The sequence below is a fragment of the Microlunatus sp. Gsoil 973 genome (genome assembly GCF_009707365.1).
In the GTDB taxonomy this organism is placed as follows: domain Bacteria; phylum Actinomycetota; class Actinomycetes; order Propionibacteriales; family Propionibacteriaceae; genus Microlunatus.
Map to the genome: position 1 here is coordinate 2,462,025 of NZ_CP046122.1, position 19,352 is coordinate 2,481,376.

Consider the following 19,352-nt stretch of genomic DNA (forward strand, 5'->3'; position numbering starts at 1 on the left):
GGCGAGGGGAAACCGACATCAAGCGACAGGCTGTGCAACACTCAGCCGCTTCTGTGCCGCGACGCTGGTACGCACCGTCCACACCACCAGAGCGGTGATCAGCACCGGAGTGAAGAACGGCACCAACGGCGCTGCCACGGCGAGCGGCAGAGCCAGCACCAAGATCAGCTTGACCGCGGCTTCGGCCAGGAATGCGATTCCCCATACCACCGTCATACCCCGGAAGAAGGACCGAAAACCTGCGTTGACCGGCCACCGGCGAGCCCACTCCTCGCGCTCCGCGTCACCGGTCGCGCCGAAACGCTGCGCCAGGTAGTACATCATCGGCCTTCCGGCCACCAGGGTGCCCAGGAAGATGACGCCGGACACCGCGGTCGAGATCGAGTCCTTGGCGAGCAGGAACCGGGGGCTGCCGGTCACCAGGCTGAGTACAAGACCGATCCCGAAGGTTGCGATCATGAAGAGGGCGAAGGCGTCCACCTCGCGTCGCCGGATGATCACATACAGCGCCCGGAGTCCGGCGACGATGGTGCCGATCAACAGCGCAAGGAACATGCCGGCGCCGAGTTGCCGGGCGATGAGGTAGGCCGCCACTGCGAGTCCGGCGTCCAGGAAGAGGGTCCAGACGATTCGCCCGATCATGGCCCTGCTGTTCATCCCTGCGTCCTTTGCGTTGAGCCGGGTTCGGGGATCCAGGAGCCGTGGAAACCGGCTGGTACCCGGCGTGGAAGTCCTACGGTTGCGATCGGGCCGTGGGCGACGTCGGTGGCATCCAGCACGACCAAGGATGACGCACCACCGTGTCGCGGGGTGACGATGCTGATGAGCCAGCCGGCATCTTCGGTCGTCGCGCCGGTCGCCGGCACGAAGACCGCTTCGCCGACGTGGACCGGCTCGGTGAACGGGTGGGACCGTGCGGTCTGCTGTTGGGTGTCGTACTTGATCAGGCCGCCGTTGTCCTCGTCGGTGACCGCGTAGAGGTACCGGTTGGCCCGACCGACGTGCTGATCATTCAGGCTCGGGAACTCGACGCTGCGATCGTCCAATTGCAGTTCGCTGATCGTTCCACGCCCCGGATCGATGCTCCACCGGTGCAGCACGCCGGTCACGCCGCCGCCTTCCGGATCGGTGCCGAGCTGCCAGAACCTGCCGAACTCCGCCGGGCTGTACCGGACCACATCCAGCACCACTCGGCCGCGCTCGTCCTCCCGGGCGTTGCCGACGTGGAACACGTAACAGGGATCGATCCCGATCCAGTGCACCGGTCCCCCGCTGCGCGGCATCACGCCGAGCCGGGCGCCGTACGCGTCCTGCCAGGTGAAGGGCAGCGACCGACCCAGCCGCTCACGGTCGAAGACCACCGGCAGGTCGAGCCAGATCACGTGATGCTCGGTGATCGCGAAGTCGTGCATCATCGTCGGCGCCGGAACGTCGACCGGGATCGACTTCATCAACCGACCCGCCGCGTCGGCGACATGGAAGGTCAGGTACGGCCGGGCCATCGAGATGCCGTAGAAGAACAGTTCACCGGTCACCGGATCGGTCTTCGGGTGAGCGGTCATCGCAGTACGCAGCCGGCCACCGAAGTCGTAGGCGCCCTTGGTCTCCAGCTCCCCCGTGACCTCATAAGGCAGGCCGCCCTCGCAGAGCGCAAGCAGCGAGCCGCCGTGCTCGATCAGATGCGTGTTGGCCACAGTGTGCCGCAGGTCGCGACCGTCCGGACCGATGGCCGGTTCGCCGCCCCCACCCGGGTGTCGATCCAGCGGTTGCGGTACCACTCCGCACGGCCGCCGCTGAGCCGGACACCGTGCAGCATGCCGGCTCCGCCGAACCAGTGCCCCGGGTCACTGCCGAGCCGCGGGTTGGGGCCGTTGCGCAGGTACCGGCCGTCCAGTTCGGGCGGGAGGGTGCCGGTGACCTCGAGGTCGTACGCGTCGATCTCGTCTGGGACCGGGGCGAAGACGCCGTCCAGATAGAAACTCATAAGGTGAGAGTGACATGTCTATTTCGACATGTCAATAGTGTCATGTACGATTCAGGCATGTCTCTCCGGTTCGCCCTTCTCGGCCTGCTCAACGAACGACCGGCCAGCGGGTACGACCTCACCCGGCGGTTCGCCCAGGGCATCGGCTCGTACGCCTGGGATGCCAAGCACAGCCAGATCTATCCGGAGTTGAAGAAGCTCACCGAGGCCGGCCTGATCGAGATCGCCGAGGAAGGCGCCCGGGGCCGGAAGACGTACGCGATCACCGCCGACGGCCGGGCGCAGTTGCGGCAATGGCTGCTGACACCGGCCGGCAACGCCGGCGTGCGGAACGAGTACGTGCTGCGGCTGTTCCTGTTGTCGGCGCTGCGCCGAGACGAGGCCCGGACGATCCTGGAACACACCATCGAGTACTCGACCGAACAGTTGCAGGCGATCACCCAGGACTTCCAGGACAGCGTCGCCGACGGCGGGCCGACCCGGGGCCACGGTGCGCTGGCCGCGCAGTACGGGATCCGGGTCTTCCAGGCAACGATCGACTGGGCACACTGGGCGATCGAGCAGATCGATGCCGATCCGGGCTTCGGCCACGGTGCAGACGGCTGCGCAACCGCGCCTACACGCTGAGCCAGGCGTCGCAGTCGAAGCATCGCCGCCAACCTCAACGAGACGGTCACGCTGGTGGAGAGGATGACCGGCGTCGACCTGCGGTCGCTGGTCGGATCCAAGCCGGCCGGGTCGGCTGGCCCGGTCTTCGTCGAGCCGTCGGCCGCCCCGTCCGATCGCTCCGCCGACCTGCCGGAGACCGCGGTCGACGGTCAGCGGGGCCCCAAGGATTTGGCCGCCCAGGCAGAATAGACGGGTGAGATTCCTCAACACTCCGCCCGGCTACGACCTGACCTACTCCGATGTGTTCATGGTCCCCAGCCGGTCCTCGGTGTCGTCCCGGCTGGACGTCGACCTGACCAGCACCGACGGGATCGGGACAACCATCCCGCTCGTTGTGGCCAACATGACCGCGGTCTCCGGACGCCGGATGGCCGAGACGGTGGCCCGTCGCGGCGGAGTGGCGATCATCCCGCAGGACATTCCCGCCGATGTGGTGGCCGGAACGGTCGGCAAGGTCAAGGCCAGCCATACCGTCTTCGACACCCCGATCTCGGTCGGCCCGCACGAGACGGTCGGCTACGCGGTCTCGCTGCTCACCAAGCGGGCGCACGGCACCGTCGTCGTGGTCGAGAACGGCCGGCCGCTCGGCCTGGTGGGCGACGTCGAGACCGCCGGCGTCGATCGCTTCGCGCAGGTCCACGAGGTGATGAGCGATGACCTGGTGATCGTCTCCCCCGACACCGCGCCGGAGGAAATCTTCGACATCCTGTCCGGCAAGCATCTCAGCGTCGCCCTGGTCTGCGACGGCGGCCAGTTGCTCGGGGTGATGACCCGCAAACACGCGCTGCGGTCGACCCTCTACCAACCCGCCGTCGACCCGCAGGGCCGGTTGATGACGGGCGCCGCCGTCGGTATCAACGGTGACGTCGCCGGCCGCGCCGAGGCACTGCTCGACGCGGGCATCGACGTTCTCGTCGTGGACACGGCCCATGGTCACCAGGACAAGATGATCACTGCTCTGAAGTCGGTGACCGAGGTCCGCGACCGGTTCGCGGAGCAGACCGGACGCAAGATTCCGCTGGCCGCCGGGAACGTCGTCTCCGCCGACGGGGTACGCGAGTTGGCCGACGCGGGTGCCGACGTGATCAAGGTCGGTGTCGGGCCGGGCGCGATGTGCACCACCCGGATGATGACCGGCGTCGGGCGCCCGCAGTTCAGTGCGGTGTTGGAGTGCGCGCAGGCCGCCCGGGAGATCGGCGTCGCGATCTGGGCGGACGGCGGCGTCCGCTATCCGCGGGACGTTGCGCTGGCGCTGGCCGCCGGCGCCGGCAGCGTGATGATCGGTTCCTGGTTCGCCGGGACGTACGAGAGCACCGGCAACCTGATGACTGACGCCGAAGGCCGGGCCTACAAGGAGTCCTTCGGGATGGCCTCGGCCCGCGCGGTCCGGATGCGGACCCGCGAGGCGAGCGGTTTCGAGCGGGCGCGTGCCGGACTGTTCGAGGAGGGCATCTCCTCCTCCCGGATGTATCTGGATCCGGAGCGGCCGAGCGTGGAGGACCTGATCGACCAGATCATCTCCGGAGTTCGCAGCAGCTGCACCTACGCCGGTGCGACGAATCTCCTCGAGTTCGCCGAACGGGCCCAGGTCGGCGTGCAGTCGAGCTCGGGTTACGAGGAGGGTCGCCCGCTGCCGATCAGCTGGTGACCGTTGCCGGTCCGGCCAACTCGGCCGGATCGAACCAGGTGTAGCCGCGGGTCGCCCAGAGTTCGCGGTGGGCCGCCAGTCGTGGCAGGAACTCGGCCCAGCTCGTACCGGCGGGTGCCCAAGCCCGTTCGGCGATGCCGGGCAGCCGCGGCAGCAGAAGGAACTGCAGATCGCTTTCGCTGGTGACAGTCTCACACCAGACGGTCGCTTCGACTCCGCTGATCACCGCACCGGGTGCCACCTCGGCCAGAGCCAGGTCGGGGTCGAAGCCGAAAGCGTCCTCGATCGTCACCGGCGGGTAGGCCTGCCGCAGCCCCAAGCGCTGCCACAGTTCTTGTTGATCTTCGCCTGGCGGGTCGTCGTACGGCCTGTCGAGGTAGCAGAAACCGACCGGTGAGAAGAGGATCCCGGCACCCTGGCCGACCGCCCGGCCAAGATCATCGTCGGCCTTCCCGAACAGTTCGACCAACTGCCGGGCGAGATCATCCTGCCGCCCCTCGAACATCGCCTCCAGGCGATCGGTGAAGTCGATCCAGTACTGGGCGATGTCGCCGTCACCCAGCCCGGCCCTGGCCGCCTCCTGCCAGCCGACCACCCGCTTGCCGAGCCCGTGCACGATGCCGATCGCCCGGTCCAGGAAGTCGGCGTGGAAGTCGTCGCTCAGCCCGAATCCCTCATCACCGCCGAGGTGCAGGAACCGTCCCGGAGTCAGCGCCGCGTACTGGCCGAGCACATCGGTGATCAACTCCCAGAGCCGGGGTTGATCCGCATCGAGTTGGCTCCGCGACAGTCCGCCCACCTGATCGACTGTGCCGAACTCCGGGTAGGACCGGATCAGTGCCGTGCTGTGTCCGGGGAGATCGAATTCCGGGACGACGGTGATGAACCGTTCGGCGGCGTAGGCGACGATGTCGTGGTAGTCCTCGATGGTGTAGAAGCCACCGGGACGGCCGTCGTAGGCACCTTGGGCCCCGACCGAGGTCAGTTCGGGCCAGCCGTCGATCTCCAGTCGCCAGCCCTGGTCGTCGGTCAGGTGCAGATGCAACACGTTGAACTTGTAGCTGTCCAGCAGATCGATCACCCGGCGCACCGCGTCGGGCTCGAAGAAGGTGCGCACCACATCGAGGTTGAGCCCGCGCCAGGCGTAACGCGGCGCATCGAGGATCCGCACCCCGGGCAGCTCGGGGCCGTTGATCAACAACTGTCGCAACGTGGTCAGCCCACGATGCAACCCTGCCGGTGCACCTGCCCAGATCCGCGCGCCCTCAGCTGTGATCTCCAGACCGTAGCGTTCGGCGTCCGGAGCAAGATCATCCGCTCGTACACCCGATGCGTGTGGCAGTGCGGCGAGGTCCTGATCGTCGGCAACCAGTTCCAGGGTGACGGCCGCCGGACCGTCGCTGAGCTCCAACCGGAGCTCATGATCATCGAGCAGCCCGGTGAGGAAGGGCCGGGCGACTCCGGCCAGGGACGGGTCGACCCCGACCGCCATTCCGGACTCCAGGGTGAACCCGGGGCCGGATTGGGTGAGGACGGTCGGGGTCGGAATCAAGGGCAGCACGGGACGATCGTAGTGTCGGTGCCGGTCTCCCCGTTGGCTCGACGCCGGTTCAGCCCTTCAGCAGCTCGTCGAGCTTGGCGTAGCCGTCATTGATGCCGACTTCCATGCCGCTGGCGAGCATGGCGGCCTGGGCCTCCATCGAGTCGACCAGTGACACCGAGGTGAGCAGGCTGCGACCGTCCGGCAGATCGGTGACTGTGCAGGTCTCCAGGCTGACTGCGCCGGGCAGCCCTTCCCAGCCCCAGGTCTGGACGATCCGGCGCTGGTCCGGCTGCACCTCGTGGAAGGACCCGAAGAACCATTCCTCACCGGTGGCGTACCGGTAGCTGCCGCCGGTTGTGGCCTCCCAGCGGTCGATGGTCACGTCGTACTGGTTGGGGCCGATCCACCGGGCGAAGATGTCCGGATCGACGTGCGCTGTGAAAACCTTGTCGGCCGGGGCGTCGAACTCCCGGGTGATGGTGACCTTGGGCAGATCCGGATCGGCAATGATCGTTGCTTCCCGGGTCTGATTGGTGTTGGTGCTCATCCCGCTTCTCCTCCGTGATCGACTGTGCGATGGTCGCCGGTCTCTTGATCGCCGGCTTGTTCGGTGAGGACGGCATCCAGCCGGCGGTAGCGCTCTTCGGCCCGGCGTTGGTAGCGGTCGATCCATTTGGTCATCAGATCGAACACCTCGGCCTCCAGGTGCACCGGACGCCGCTGGGCATCGCGCGACCGGCTGACCAGCCCCGCGTCCTCCAGCACCCGGATGTGCTTGGACACCGCCTGCAGAGACATGTCGTACGGCTCCGCCAACTCCCCGACCGTTGCGTCGGCGAGTGTCAATCGGACCACCATGTCCCGGCGGGTCGGCTCGGCCAGAGCCGCGAACACCTTCGACAACGCGTCCTGGGCCATCCTGCCCTCCTCAACCGATTGGTTGAGTACAGTTCAGCACCTCGACCAGCGGTTGTCAACCCAAAGGTTGAGGAACCGTGGTGTGAATCAGGCGGTGGCGTACCGCTGCGCGGAGCGTGCGCGGCGCTTGGCCGCCTCCTCCTCGCGATTCTTCGGCGGCGCCGTGGTCACCAGATGATCGAGCAGGTGCTGGGTGCTGTGTGCGATCTCGGCGACCGCCCGATCGAAGGCATCCTGATTGGCCTTGGACGGCTTGGTGGTGCCGGCGATCTTGCGGACGTACTGCAGCGCCGCCTCGTACACCTCCCCACTGGTGGCCGGCGGATCGAAGTTGTGCAGCTGGCGAATGTTGCGACACATGACTTCAGTGTGACCCACCGGCGCGGCCGGCGACCAGGTGCTTGGGGGCGACCAGGAAGATCGTGACGATGAATCCGAGGAAGATGACCGCTGCCGGCAGCAGCAAGGACTGCGACATCGCGGTGGCGAACCCGTCCTGAAGTTGGGGAGGCAGCGTTCCGAACTCCGACTCCGACGGCGAGGCGCCGCCGGGCATCGCCGGCAGCTCGGCAGCCAGCCGGGATTCCATCAGAGCGGCGATCGCGGCACTGCCGAGCACGGAGCCGACCTGCCGGGTGGCGTTGAACACGCCGGACCCGGCACCGGCCTGATGCAGCGGCAGGTTGCGGTTGGCCGACACACCGATCGGGCCGAAGGTGAAGGCTGTGCCGACGCCCAGCAGGGTGAGCGGCAACAGCAGTTGCCAGACCGGGGTGTCCGGCCGCAGCACCAGGCTCGCCCAGACGAGTGCGACCGCGTCGACCAGCAGCCCGAAGCCCGCCAGGTAGCGGGGGTGGTAGCGGTCGACCAGGCGCCCGACGATCGGAGCCAGGATGATGCCGACGATCGCGTTGGGCAGCATCAACAGGGCGGCCTGGGTCGGGGTGAAACCGCGAACGGTCTGGGCGTACAACATGAACGGCAGCTGCATCGCCAGGATCATGAAGCCGACGGTCAGGATCGCGCCGTTGGACAGGGAGAAGTTGCGGTCCCGGAAGAGCGCCAGCGGGACGAGCGGCTCCGACCTGTTGAGTCGCTGCCAGACCACGAAGGCGATCATCAGCGCCACGCCGGATCCGATCAACCCCCAGATCCACGTGTCCCAGTTGTACGACTCCCCCTGCTGGATGCCGAAGACGATGGCGAACATGCCGCCGGCGCTGAGCAGCACGCCGAGGATGTCGAAGCGGTGGCTGTGGGTCTCCAGGCGCGGAACCAGGCGCAGCGCCAGCACGAAGGCGACGGCGCCGACCGGCACGTTGATGAAGAAGATCCACTCCCAACCCGGACCGTCGATCAGCAGGCCACCGGCGATCGGACCGACGATTCCCGCGATCCCGGCGACCGCACCCCACAGCGCCATCGCCCGCCCGCGCTGTTCCGGTGGGAAGGTTCGGGTGATCACCGTCATCGTCTGCGGTGTCATCATGGACGCGCCCAGACCTTGGAAAACCCGGGCGACGATCAACAGGGTGATGGTCCCCGCGAAACCGCACCACAGGGACGACAGGGTGAAGACGGTGAGTCCGATCAGGTAGATCCACTTGGGACCCACCCGGTCTCCGAGCCGCCCGGTGATCAGCAGTGGCACGGCGTAGGCCAGCAGGTAGGAACTGGTCACCCAGATCACCGAGTTGACGTCGGCGTCGAGCCCCCGCATGATCGCCGGCACGCCGACGGCGACGATGGTGGCGTCGACCAGGATCATGAAGAAGCCGATCACCAACGCCCACAGCGCCGGCCATGAGCTGCGGGTCTGCTGGGCAGACGAACTCAGTGTTGTGGTTTCCTGTGCCATAGGAGGTCCCCCGTCTTGATTCTTTCGATGGTGTCGGCGATCCACTGCCGCTGGGCCCGGCGCACTGCCAGGACGTAGTCGACGTCGAGCCAGTACATCTCGGGCACGTCCCGGCACCTGGCCAGCGAGCCGCCCGATTCGAGCAGTTCGATGTCCTGGTCGATCGTCTGCAAGTGAGCCGAGAGGAGTTCCGCGACTTCGTCCCTCGGCAGATTGTGTGCCTCGGTGAGTGCCACCGGGAACCGGGGAAACTCCTCGTACGGCCCGGAAAGGGTCTGTCGGATCCAGCTGTGCATCGCGTCCTCGCCGGACGACGTGATCTCGTACGTCGTCCGCTCCGGTCGCGCTCCGGCACGCTCGGTTCCGGTCGCTTCGATGAACTTGTCCCGCGCCAGTCGGTCGACGGTGTGGTAGAGCGACCCGGGCCGCAACTTCAGCAGTCGATCCTGGCGGCGCTCGAGCATCAGCGAATACATCTCGTAGGGATGCATCGGCCGTTCGGCGACGAGGGCGAGGATGCCCACCGCCAGCGGCGTCAGCGCCATGTCGCCCTCCGATCAGCCCAGCTGAATTATTCCAGGTGGAATATACGACGTGGAACACAGGGGCCGCAAACGGCTTTCCGTTCCTCGTTCCGGGGACCATCCGCCGGCTCATACGCCGCGGCCGTCTCGCGTCCGGCCGAGGTGGCGCAGACCGTAGTCGAGGCACTTGAGCACTGCCGCGTACCTGGGACCGTGTGACGCAACTATCACCTGCTGCCCCGATGCCGGCCGTCACAGAATCCGGCCCGACGACGTCGTGTCTGTGAGGGCGAAATGAAGGCCGGCATCCGGCGCCGACCGGTTCGTACCGAATCCGAGCTAGGAGAATCGTGGCCAAAGATGATCTTGCCCCAGCAGTGGTGAAGATCGGCAGCGCTCTGGATGTCGTCTTCGGCAGACTGCGTGGCCGGGCGTTCGGCAGCCCGTGGTCGGTGCTCTTCGGGATCATCGCGGCCGCCTGTCTGGTGGTGTTGATCATCACCGGCGTGATGTTGATGTTCCTGTACGTTCCGTCGGTCGACCCTGTCCGCTATCACGGTTCGTACCGACCGCTGTTCGGCGTGGAGATGTCGAAGGCATTTGCCTCGATGCTGCACATGTCGTTCGACGTCCAGGGTGGGCTTTTGCTCCGGCAGGTTCATCACTGGGCTGCCTTGTTGCTGCCCGCCGCGCTCGCGCTGCAGTTGTTGAGCATCTTCTTCACCGGTGCGTTCCGGCGGCCACGACAGTTGGCCTGGGTGCTGCTGGTCGGGGTCTTCCTGTTGGCGCTGGCCGCCGGCTGGAGTGGTTATGCCCTGCCGGACGACACGCTGTCCGGTACCGGTCTGCGAATCACCGAAGGGGTGCTGCTCGGCATCCCACTGATCGGCACGGCGTTGGAGCGGATCCTCTTCGGCGGCGCGTTCCCAGGCGTAGCGATCGAACATCTGTACGCCGTCCATCTGGCCGTGTCGGTGACTCTGGTCGTACTGGCGGCGTACTGGATCCGACTGTTGATCAAGCAACGGCTGCCGCAACCGGTGGCGCCGGGTCGCACCGAGTCCAACCTGGTCGGTATCCCGACGTGGCCCAGTGGCGTTGCTCGAACGACCGGGTTGTTCTTCACCACCGCCGGCGTGATCATCCTGCTGGGCACCTTCGCGCAGATCGCGCCGATCTGGCTGTACGGACCGTCCTCCCCCGCCAGCGCGTCCGCGGGCAGCCAGCCCGACTGGTACACCGCATTCCTTGACGGCGCCTTGCGTCTGGTCCCACCCGGTTGGGAATTCAGCTGGTTGGGCAGGACCTGGACCATGGCGGTCATCGTGCCGTTGGCGGCAGTGGCACTGTTCTTCATGATCGTTGCGGCCTACCCGTTCGTCGAGCAGTGGATCAGCAACGACCGTTCTGATCACCATCTTCTTGATCGACCTCGGAACACGCCGAACCGCACCGGCATCGGCGTCGCCGGCATGACGTTCTTCGGTGCACTGTGGCTCGCTGGTGGCGCCGACATCGAAGCGACGACGTTCCACATCGCGTTCGAGAACATCATCGTGGTCCTGCGCTGCGTGACCGTCCTCGGCCCGATCGTCGCGTACGGCCTGACCCGGTCGATCTGCCGCGCTCTGCAAGTAGCTGATCATGATCGGCTGGCGCACGGAACCGAGTCGGGAGTGATCGTCAGGGGCCCGGGCGGCGGCTACTCCGAAGAGCATCGACCGTTGAGCCCGCAGCAGGTGTGGTCCCTGACCCCGCGCCCGTCGTACCGCACCATGTTCGATCCCGACCCGCACGGCGCCACGATGTCAGCCCGGCTCCGCGCCCGGTTGCAGCGAGCCCTCCTCGACGCACCGCCGAGCACATCGGTCTCGTCGGAGGTGGAGGCGCCGGACGAATCGATCACTGGGCGCCCCGAGGCCCCGTCGGGTCGCAAGCTCGAAGTTTGAGCCAGCGGCTCGAAATCGTCGAAAATCCAGCCACGGGATCAAACTTTGAGGTTCGCGGACACAGGGAGCGACCCCCGACGGGCGGCAGGGGTAGGCGCGGTTGTCGAGCCCGCGGTGCAACCGCGCGCGACAATTCAGATCACGCGTGACCGACCCGGGGTGCGGGGGTCGTCCCCCGGGAAGCCGACGACAATGGTTCAGTGCTGGAATTCGCCCCGGTAGTACTGGTAGAGCAAGCCGGTCAGCGAGATCATCCCGAGCGCACCCCCGATGATCACCAGCCACCAGCCGATCACCAGGCCGACCATCACCAGCGCCAGGCAGAGCCCGCAGAACAGCGGCCAGATGCTGTGCGGCGAGAAGAAGCCGACCTCACCGGCGCCCTCGACGATCTCGCCCTCACGCTTGTCCTCCGGCCGGGCGTCGATCCGTCGGGAGATCAACGTCAGGTAACCGGCGATCATCAGCGACAGGAAGAACGTCAGGGTGAGCGCTGCCGTACCGGTCGTCTCATGGGTGATCAGCCAGTACGCCGGCGTGACGATCAGGAAAAACACCGTCAGGATCGCGAAGATCCAGGCTTCCATCCTCATCGCTGGTCACCCTCTCCGCTTCGGGCCTCGGCGTGCTCGATCAGCGCGCCGACCCGGCCGGTGTGCTCACCGGCGTCAATGAATTCACCTTCGGCCGCCATATTGGAGGCGTACTCCTCCAGCGCGATCTCCGGGTGGTGCAGGTCGAAGGCCGGGGACTCGGACCGGATCCGCGGCAGTGAATCGAAGTTGTGCCGCGGCGGCGGGCAGGACGTCGCCCACTCCAGCGACCGGCCCCAACCCCACGGGTCGTCGACATTGACCAGCGGGTTCTTCCGGCTCTTCCAGACGTTGTACATGAACGGCAGCATCGAGGCGCCGAGCAGGAACGCGCCGACCGAGGAGATCTGGTTGAACAGAGTGAATCCCTCGTTGGGCAGATAGTCCGCATACCGGCGCGGCATGCCCTCCACACCCAGCCAATGCTGCACCAGGAACGTGGTGTGGAAGCCGACGAACAACAGCCAGAAGTGCACCTTGCCCCACTTCTCATCCAACATCCGCCCGGTCAGCTTCGGCCACCAGAAGTAGAAGCCCGCAAACATCGCGAACACCACCGTGCCGAACACCACGTAGTGGAAATGCGCGACCACGAAATAGGAGTCGGACAACTGGAAGTCCAGCGGCGGGCTGGCCAGGATGATCCCGGTCAGGCCACCGAACAGGAAGGTGGTCAGGAAGCCGATGCACCACAGCATCGGTGTGTCGAAACTCAGGGAGCCGCCCCACATCGTGCCGATCCAGTCGAAGAACTTCACCCCGGTCGGCACCGCGATCAGGAAGGTCATGAAGGAGAAGAACGGCAGGTTCACCGCACCGGTCACATACATGTGGTGTGCCCAAACAGCCACCGACAGTGCCGCGATCGACAGCGTGGCGCCGACCAGCGTCATGTAGCCGAACAACGGCTTGCGGCTGAACACCGGCAGGATCTCGGTGATGATGCCGAAGAACGGCAACGCGATGATGTACACCTCGGGGTGGCCGAAGAACCAGAACAGATGCTGCCACAACAACGCACCCCCGTTGGCCGCATCGAAGATGTGCGCCCCGAACTTCCGATCCGCCTCCAACATCAAGAACGCCGCAGCCAGGATCGGGAACGCGATCAACACCAGCAGCGCGGTGATCAGCGTGTTCCAGGTGAAGATCGGCATCCGGAACATCGTCATGCCCGGCGCCCGCATGGTCAGGATCGTGGTGATGAAGTTCACCGAGCCAAGGATCGAGGACAGACCGACCAGATACAGGCCGACGATCCACAGATCCCCACCCACTCCCGGAGAGTTGACCTCGTTGCTCAACGGCGAGTAGGCGAACCAGCCGAAGCTCGCCGCACCCTCCGGCGACAGGAAACCAGAGATCGTGATCAGACCACCGAACAGGAACAACCAGTACGACAACATGTTCAACCGCGGAAACGCCACATCCGGCGCACCGATCTGCAACGGCATGATCGCGTTCGCGAACGCCGAGAACAACGGCGTCGCGAACATCAGCAACATGATCGTGCCGTGCATCGTGAAGAACTGGTTGTACGTCTCATAAGACAGGAACTGCAGCCCCGGGAACGCCAACTCCGCACGGATCCCCAGCGCCAATACACCACCGAACAGGAAAAAGACGAAACTGGTGATGAAGTACAGATTGCCGATCATCTTGTGATCGGTCGTGGTCAGCCACTTCCAGGCCACCATGCCCATCGGCCGCGGCCTGCTGACCTCCCGCGCCGGGGCGGCGGCAGTCCGCTCGGCGGTTCCCTCGAAGGTCGTCACGTCATCGTCCTTCCTGCTCGGTTGCCGGCCGTTGCGGCACAGCAACCGTGTTACTCAATGTCTGCAGCTGACCGGTCTGGCCCCTGGCGACCAGCGACTTCAAATGGGCCTCGTACTCACTCTGCGACACGATGTGGACGTTGAACAACATCGCGGAATGGTAGGTGCCGCACAGCTCGGCGCACTTTCCGGCGAACACGCCTTCCTTGGTCGGAGTCAGGTCCAGGCTGTTGTTCCGGCCCGGCACGACGTCGAGCTTCTCGTAGAAGGCCGGCACCCAGAACGAGTGGATGACATCGACCGACTTGAGATTGAAGCGGACGCTCTGTCCCACCGGCAGGTAGAGGTCGGCCGGATGCTCGATGGTGCCCGACTCCCAGACCGCCTGGCCGATGTCGGGGTTGTTCTGCTCCTGGTAGTTGAACGACCAGTTCCACTTCTGGGCGACAACCGTGATGGTGTGGTCCGGGCGTTCGACCCGCGCCTGGACCTTGTCCTGGGCCAGCACGGTGAAGTAGAAGAGCACGCCGATCAGGATGAACGGCGTCACGGTGTAGAAGATCTCGATCGGCAGGTTGTAGCGGTTCTGCCTCGGCACGCCCGGCTTGCGCCGGCGATACCTGATCACACACCAAACGATCATGCCCCACACGGCTGCGCCGACACCGAAGGCCGCGATCCAGGCACCGATCCACAGGTGATGGGTGTAGGGGGTCCGATCACTCGCGGCGGGCGGCAGCCCGAGTCGGCTCGGCAGGCCGGGACCGGTGTGGGCACAGCCGGCAAGAGCCAGCGCGCCAACGCCGAGACCTGCCAGCAGCAGCCGGGACGCTGTCCGGGAAACCCGGATCCGCCGGCGGGAGTCTGGTGCCACGTCGACCCTTTCTGATGCGTACTACTACAGCGTGTCAAACCTATCAGCACCCTAACGCAGCGCGCCCCCGGTCACCCCTTGGGGAGTCGCTGGGAACGGTGCCGACGAAGCATGATCGAAGTCCTGCCTCAGGACTTCCCCACTTCTTCGGACTTTCGGCACTTCCCGGGGCCATTCAGCAGATGATCGACTGGATGAGACTGCGTATGAGGCACGGCGCCTGGGAGGGGAGCCGACCATGCTGACAACCTCGGGGAACGGGAGCATCGACCGCCAACGGTGCATCGAACTGCTTCTAGGGGTGCAGATCGGACGGATCGCCTGGCGGGCGGCCGATGGCATCCACATCCTTCCGGTGACCTACATCTGGTACCAGGAGACGGTTGTCTTCCGCACCTCCCCGTACGGAGTCCTGTCCGAACTGGTGCACGAGGCCGACGTCGCCTTCGAGATCGATCACGTGGACGAACGGACGCGTTCAGGCTGGAGTGTTGTGGTCCGCGGCCGGGCGAGAGCGACCGCCGAACCGGAGGAACTGCGTCGGCTGTGGCGCCTCGACGACCCGGTGCCGTGGGCCGCCGGGACCCGGAACCTGTTCATCCAGATCACCCCGAGCCAGATCACCGGGCGCAGGGTGGGTCCGGATCCGCTTCCGGAGTCGTAATCTCATCCCATGGCCGCGGAATCCCCCCGACCAGGCCGCGAGCTGTCCTCACCGGCCTCGCCGACGTCCCAGTTCGGCGTGCAGCTGTCCATCGACCAGCTGATGCGACTGGTGTCCGAGCGCGCCTCGGACCTGATGCGGACCCAGGAGCGGTTGCGCAGCCTGCTCCAGGCGAACCGCTCGATCGTCAGCGAACTGTCCCTTCCCGGCGTACTGACCCGGATCGTGGAGGCAGCCCGTGACGTGGCCGATGCCCGCTTCGCCGCCCTCGGAGTGATCGGCCCCGACGGCACGCTGGAGCAGTTCATCACCGTCGGCATGGACGACGACACGGTTCACGCCATCGGCGAGCTCCCCAAGGGCCGCGGCCTGCTCGGCGCGCTGATCGCCGACCCGAGGCCGATCCGCCTGCAGCGAATCAGCGACGACCCGCGGTCGTTCGGCCTGCCACCCAACCATCCGCCGATCGAATCGTTCCTCGGCGTGCCCATCCAGGTGCCGGGCGCGGTCTTCGGGAACCTGTACCTCGCGGAGAGCCGCGGCGGGTCCTTCACCGAGGAGGATGAGGAACTCGTCCTCGGACTGGCGGCCACGGCAGGCATCGCCATCGAGAATGCCCGGCACTACGAGGAGTCCCGGCAGCGCCAGGAGTGGCTGCGCGCCCGGGCAGAGGTCGGACGGAATCTCACCACCGACGATCCGATCGCCAATCTGCATCGGATCGCGGAGAGCGTTCTGCGGCTGGCTGCCGCCGACGTCGTCTCGGTCGTGGTTCCCGAGCCGGAAAGCAACCTGGTGCGGGTGGTCGCCGCAATCGGGACCGGGGCCGACGATCTGCAGGGTGCCCGGTACCTGGTGCCGGGTTCGCTGGCCGGCGCCGCGATGGCCCGCGGTTCTGGGGTGATCGTCGACAACGCCGAGCAGTACGTCGAGACCACGATCTGCCCGGCCTACGCCGACGTGCTGGGTGCGGTGATGGCGCTGCCGCTGGCCACCGAACAAGGGATGGCCGGCGCTGTCGTGGTCGGCCGGGCCCGAAGTGGTCGGCAGTTCACCGGCTCCGATCTCGAAATGGCCGAGAGCTTCGCCGGGCAGGCCGCGCTGGCGATGCAATTGGCTGATGCCCGGGCCAATGAGGAGCGGTTGGCCTTGTTGCAGGACCGCGACCGGATCGCCCGGGATCTGCACGATCACGTCATCCAGCGGTTGTTCGCGATCGGGTTGAGCGTGCAGAGCATTGCGGCGAGCTTGTCAAGTTCCGAACACGGTGCCCGGTTGATCGACGTCGTGGGTGATCTTGACGAGACCATTCGGGAGATCAGGACAGCGATCTTCGCGCTGCGGGAGAATCCCGGTGCCGAGCACAGTCTGCGCAGCGCGGTGATGTCGGTGGTCTCCGACGTGGGACCGGCCCTGCCCGAACGCCCGGACGTGATCTTCGTCGGCCCGTTGGACACGATGGTCGACCCAGGCGTGATCTCCGATGTCGGCGCCGTCGTCCGGGAAGGTCTGACGAATATCGCCAGACACGCTAACGCCATGCACGCCGGGGTAAGGGTCGAGGCGACCCCCGAGGAACTCGAGGTCTACATCAACGACGACGGCCGGGGTATCGGTGATACCCGACGCCGCAGCGGTCTGGACAATCTCCGCCGGCGCGCCGAGGAGTACGGTGGTGGCCTGACCGTCACGTCGTCCCCGGGAGCCGGCACGGCCCTGTCCTGGACGATTCCACTGGAGGCAAGATGATCAAGGTCTTCATCCTCGATGATCATGAGCTGGTTCGACGTGGCCTGGTCGACCTGCTGAACACAACCGACGATCTCCAGGTGGTGGGTGAGGCGGCGACCGCTGCCGAGGCCAGAGCCAGGATCCCGGCGACGATGCCGGATGTCGCACTGCTCGACGGACGGCTGTCCGACGGGTCGGGGATCGATGTCTGCCGGGACATGCGGTCCGCCCTGCCTGACCTGCGCTGCCTGATCCTCACCTCCTACGATGACGACGAGGCACTGTTCGCCGCGGTGATGGCCGGAGCGTCGGGCTATCTGCTGAAGCAGATCGGTGGGTCCTCGTTGACCGATGCGATCCGGGAGACCGCACGCGGCGCATCGCTGATCGATCCGGCGGTGACCAAGAAGCTGATGGCGAAACTGCAGAAGCCGGTGCCGCAGACCGACCCGAAACTGCACAACCTGACCGAGCGGGAACGCGAGATCCTCGACCTGATCGCGCAGGGTCTGACCAACCGGCAGATCGGCGAGCGGATGTTCCTGGCGGAGAAGACGATCAAGAACTACGTCTCCACGCTGCTGACCAAACTCGGCATGCAGCGCCGGACGCAGGTCGCCGTATACGGCGCGACCCTGCGGCAGCCGCGGCAGTAGCCCTACCCCGGCACGGCGTCGCGGCCACGCCGCTTGACCGCCGGAACACACCGCAGCCGGACCTCCGCGGCACGCATTCATCGTTTAATGCCTGCGTTCACCGTTTCAACCGCCCGGGCATCGGATTCGCCGCAACAGTAATCGGGACCTTGGACCCTGCCAGAAAGATCTACGGCACCCAAGAATGCTGGAGTGATCATCGGGAGATGCTCACATTTGAGTTTCGGCAGGATCGTCCGGGTCCGGTCTGCTCGTTCGACAACGGGGGAAGTCGTATGAGGCGGACACACCCGGTCGGTCCTGCCGAATCGTTAACACACCTGGCACGTACCAAAGCCCGCCACGATTCCGTGGCGGGCTTTGTGATCTTGCTGCGTTCGACGCTCCGGCGGCTGACGGCTCAGTTGAAGGAGTCGCCGCAGGCGCAGGAACTGGTCGCGTTCGGGTTGTCGATCGTGAAGCCCTGCTTCTCGATGCTGTCGACGAAATCGATGGTGGCACCCAGCAGGTACGGGGCGCTCATCCGATCGGTCACCACATTGACGCCGCCGAACGTCTTCACCACGTCGCCCTCGAGGCTGCGCTCGTCGAAGAAGAGCTGGTAGCGCAGGCCGGAGCAACCACCCGGCTGCACGGCGACCCGAAGCGCCAGGTCATCGCGACCCTCACTGTCCAGCAGCGCCTTGACCTTGGCGGCCGCTTCGTCGGTGAGAATGATGCCGTCGCTGACCGGTGCCTGGATGGTGTCCGTCATGTCGTCCTCGCTAACCAGATACGCGAATGTTGTATCCAGTGTAAGCAGACCGCGGCCTGCCACCAACCGCTACCCGCCGAGCGAGACGCAGCTCACCCGCCGCGCTCACCAGGTCCAGCTGCGAGCCACCCGGCGGACTGTGGAGGCCAGCGCGTCGGCGGTGACGTTCTCCGACGGCTGACCGACCCGGGACTCGTGCACCCCGTAGGCCGACTCAACCCCCATCGAGCGCATCTCGCGTGAGCCGATGACCACCTCACCGGCCACCAGGATCACCGGAACGTTGCCGCGGGCTCCCAGGTCGGCGACCCGGGCGACAACGCCTCCGCCCCGCTCGGCGAAATCGAAGACCGTACAGCCGGTGACCAGCAGGTCCGATCCGCGGACCCGCGCCTGCAGCCCGCCGATCTCGGCGCAGTACTCTGCACCGGTCGTGACCCGTCCGCCGAGCAGGTCAGCGACGAACCCCAAGCCACCTGCCGCGCCCCAGTCAGCCCCCTCGGGCATGCCGGGTGCCGCGGCCAGGGTGAAGGACTGCAGGCTCGCATCGGTGGCCAGCAACAACTCCGGATGCCAGCCCTGGTCGCGGCCGAACCGCGAGGTGATCCCCCGCAGCCCGAGCAGCGGCAGCCCGCGCTGCACCTGCGGTACGACCAACGTCAGGCGGCGACCGGCCAGCAACCGCCGTACCGGCTTCAGGTCCACCCGGGAGACACCGTGCAATCCGGCGACGCCCAAGTCCAGGGGCACGTCGGCGGTCGCCCCGAGCGCCCCGAGCAGGCCGGCGCCGGCGTCGTGGGCACGATTGGCCGAGACATCGAGGACGATCTCCGGAGCACGGTACGGACTGTCGGCAAGCGCCTGGTTGAGCGCCGACCCGAATCCTGCCGACGACGCGTTCCGATCGATCCCCAACTGAGGTCCCGACGTGGCAGGTTCGAATCCGATCACCAACCGCTCCGGGGTGTCGACGATCGTGGTCAGACCGCCCTCGGACACCCCGCCGGCGGGTTCCACGCCGGCGCTGTCGGCCACGGCAACCGTGAACCCGCCGCCCGCCTCCCCCATCGGCACCACCTCGACATCAGCCGGGACATCGGCCCGCCGCCAGCCCTCGGCGAGGATCTCCCCTGCCCGGGCCGAGCTGAGCGGACCGATGGTGTCGGTCGCGATGATCACCCGCATGGGCCCATGATCGCAGTGCATCAGAAA

21 protein-coding genes are annotated in these 19,352 nt (G+C 66.3%); 7 read left to right on the top strand and 14 right to left on the bottom strand.

All coding sequences use genetic code 11. The features are described 5' to 3' along the window. Positions 1 to 18: 18 nt before the first annotated feature. Genes GJV80_RS11545 through GJV80_RS24555 form a run of 3 tightly spaced genes read right to left on the bottom strand, consistent with a single transcriptional unit; the run spans position 19 to position 1,984 of the window. A complete protein-coding gene (locus GJV80_RS11545; protein ID WP_154688023.1) occupies positions 19 to 657 on the bottom strand; it encodes a VC0807 family protein in 639 nt (212 codons plus the stop codon). Next, complete coding sequence (locus tag GJV80_RS11550) at positions 654 to 1,694, bottom strand: carotenoid oxygenase family protein (RefSeq protein WP_255455455.1); 1,041 nt, start codon at positions 1,692 to 1,694, stop codon at positions 654 to 656. Before GJV80_RS11550 ends, GJV80_RS11545 begins: the two co-directional genes overlap by 4 nt. After that, entirely contained in the window at positions 1,676 to 1,984 is a 309-nt protein-coding gene (locus GJV80_RS24555; RefSeq protein WP_255455456.1) for a carotenoid oxygenase family protein, read from the bottom strand. The genes GJV80_RS11550 and GJV80_RS24555 overlap by 19 nt, the downstream gene beginning before the upstream one ends. A 57-nt stretch (positions 1,985 to 2,041) precedes the next feature. On the opposite strand from GJV80_RS24555, the gene GJV80_RS11555 reads away from it, so the two are divergent. From GJV80_RS11555 to GJV80_RS11565, 3 genes are read left to right on the top strand one after another with little or no spacing between them, the layout of a single operon-like run. Next, positions 2,042 to 2,611 carry a PadR family transcriptional regulator gene (locus GJV80_RS11555; RefSeq protein ID WP_154688024.1) on the top strand — a complete coding sequence of 190 codons (570 nt, stop codon included), beginning with the start codon at positions 2,042 to 2,044 and terminating at the stop codon, positions 2,609 to 2,611. Positions 2,612 to 2,665: 54 nt separating this feature from the next. Further along, on the top strand, positions 2,666 to 2,842 hold the full coding sequence (locus GJV80_RS11560) for a hypothetical protein (protein WP_154688025.1): 177 nt from the start codon (positions 2,666 to 2,668) through the stop codon (positions 2,840 to 2,842). 4 nt (positions 2,843 to 2,846) lie between these two features. Further along, a complete protein-coding gene (locus GJV80_RS11565; RefSeq protein ID WP_154688026.1) occupies positions 2,847 to 4,301 on the top strand; it encodes a GuaB1 family IMP dehydrogenase-related protein in 1,455 nt (484 codons plus the stop codon). Here the strand turns inward: GJV80_RS11565 and GJV80_RS11570 are convergent. The 6 genes from GJV80_RS11570 to GJV80_RS11595 all read right to left on the bottom strand — a co-directional run bounded on the left by GJV80_RS11570 (position 4,291) and on the right by GJV80_RS11595 (position 9,165). Then, positions 4,291 to 5,862: a beta-N-acetylhexosaminidase gene (locus tag GJV80_RS11570; protein WP_154688027.1), complete on the bottom strand. Its 1,572-nt coding sequence runs from the start codon at positions 5,860 to 5,862 to the stop codon at positions 4,291 to 4,293. The genes GJV80_RS11565 and GJV80_RS11570 overlap by 11 nt on opposite strands. Before the next feature lie 49 nt (positions 5,863 to 5,911). After that, positions 5,912 to 6,391 (bottom strand): SRPBCC domain-containing protein, encoded by a 480-nt coding sequence (locus GJV80_RS11575; protein WP_154688028.1) that lies wholly within the window; start codon positions 6,389 to 6,391, stop codon positions 5,912 to 5,914. Beyond that, a complete protein-coding gene (locus GJV80_RS11580; protein ID WP_154688029.1) occupies positions 6,388 to 6,762 on the bottom strand; it encodes a helix-turn-helix transcriptional regulator in 375 nt (124 codons plus the stop codon). The genes GJV80_RS11575 and GJV80_RS11580 overlap by 4 nt, the downstream gene beginning before the upstream one ends. Positions 6,763 to 6,849: 87 nt before the next feature. Further along, positions 6,850 to 7,122 (bottom strand): DUF2277 domain-containing protein, encoded by a 273-nt coding sequence (locus GJV80_RS11585; protein WP_154688030.1) that lies wholly within the window; start codon positions 7,120 to 7,122, stop codon positions 6,850 to 6,852. Positions 7,123 to 7,126: 4 nt separating this feature from the next. Then, positions 7,127 to 8,620: a DHA2 family efflux MFS transporter permease subunit gene (locus GJV80_RS11590; protein WP_154688031.1), complete on the bottom strand. Its 1,494-nt coding sequence runs from the start codon at positions 8,618 to 8,620 to the stop codon at positions 7,127 to 7,129. Further along, on the bottom strand, positions 8,596 to 9,165 hold the full coding sequence (locus GJV80_RS11595; protein ID WP_154688032.1) for a PadR family transcriptional regulator: 570 nt from the start codon (positions 9,163 to 9,165) through the stop codon (positions 8,596 to 8,598). Before GJV80_RS11595 ends, GJV80_RS11590 begins: the two co-directional genes overlap by 25 nt. 329 nt (positions 9,166 to 9,494) lie before the next feature. Here GJV80_RS11595 and GJV80_RS11600 point away from each other — a divergent pair, with 329 nt between their 5' ends. Beyond that, positions 9,495 to 11,093 (top strand): cytochrome b N-terminal domain-containing protein, encoded by a 1,599-nt coding sequence (locus GJV80_RS11600; RefSeq protein WP_195908890.1) that lies wholly within the window; start codon positions 9,495 to 9,497, stop codon positions 11,091 to 11,093. A 197-nt stretch (positions 11,094 to 11,290) separates the two neighbouring features. On the opposite strand, the gene GJV80_RS11605 is transcribed toward GJV80_RS11600, so the two are convergent. The 3 genes from GJV80_RS11605 to coxB all read right to left on the bottom strand — a co-directional run bounded on the left by GJV80_RS11605 (position 11,291) and on the right by coxB (position 14,218). Beyond that, positions 11,291 to 11,686: a cytochrome c oxidase subunit 4 gene (locus tag GJV80_RS11605; protein ID WP_154688034.1), complete on the bottom strand. Its 396-nt coding sequence runs from the start codon at positions 11,684 to 11,686 to the stop codon at positions 11,291 to 11,293. Further along, on the bottom strand, positions 11,683 to 13,389 hold the full coding sequence (ctaD, locus tag GJV80_RS11610; RefSeq protein ID WP_154690211.1) for a cytochrome c oxidase subunit I: 1,707 nt from the start codon (positions 13,387 to 13,389) through the stop codon (positions 11,683 to 11,685). The genes GJV80_RS11605 and ctaD overlap by 4 nt, the downstream gene beginning before the upstream one ends. Positions 13,390 to 13,462: 73 nt before the next feature. Next, on the bottom strand, positions 13,463 to 14,218 hold the full coding sequence (gene coxB, locus GJV80_RS11615; RefSeq protein ID WP_370518853.1) for a cytochrome c oxidase subunit II: 756 nt from the start codon (positions 14,216 to 14,218) through the stop codon (positions 13,463 to 13,465). Positions 14,219 to 14,573: 355 nt separating this feature from the next. Here coxB and GJV80_RS11620 point away from each other — a divergent pair, with 355 nt between their 5' ends. From GJV80_RS11620 to GJV80_RS11630, 3 genes are read left to right on the top strand one after another with little or no spacing between them, the layout of a single operon-like run. Further along, entirely contained in the window at positions 14,574 to 14,999 is a 426-nt protein-coding gene (locus GJV80_RS11620) for a pyridoxamine 5'-phosphate oxidase family protein (protein WP_154688035.1), read from the top strand. Between the two features lie 9 nt (positions 15,000 to 15,008). Continuing rightward, positions 15,009 to 16,748 (top strand): GAF domain-containing protein, encoded by a 1,740-nt coding sequence (locus tag GJV80_RS11625; protein WP_154688036.1) that lies wholly within the window; start codon positions 15,009 to 15,011, stop codon positions 16,746 to 16,748. Further along, positions 16,745 to 17,386, top strand: coding sequence for a response regulator transcription factor (locus tag GJV80_RS11630; RefSeq protein WP_154688037.1), 642 nt, complete (start codon positions 16,745 to 16,747; stop codon positions 17,384 to 17,386). The genes GJV80_RS11625 and GJV80_RS11630 overlap by 4 nt, the downstream gene beginning before the upstream one ends. A 400-nt stretch (positions 17,387 to 17,786) precedes the next feature. Here the strand turns inward: GJV80_RS11630 and GJV80_RS11635 are convergent, their stop codons facing one another. Then, a complete protein-coding gene (locus GJV80_RS11635; RefSeq protein WP_154688038.1) occupies positions 17,787 to 18,140 on the bottom strand; it encodes an iron-sulfur cluster assembly accessory protein in 354 nt (117 codons plus the stop codon). A 105-nt stretch (positions 18,141 to 18,245) separates the two neighbouring features. After that, entirely contained in the window at positions 18,246 to 19,325 is a 1,080-nt protein-coding gene (locus tag GJV80_RS11640) for a glycerate kinase (RefSeq protein WP_195908891.1), read from the bottom strand. Positions 19,326 to 19,352: the final 27 nt, after the last annotated feature.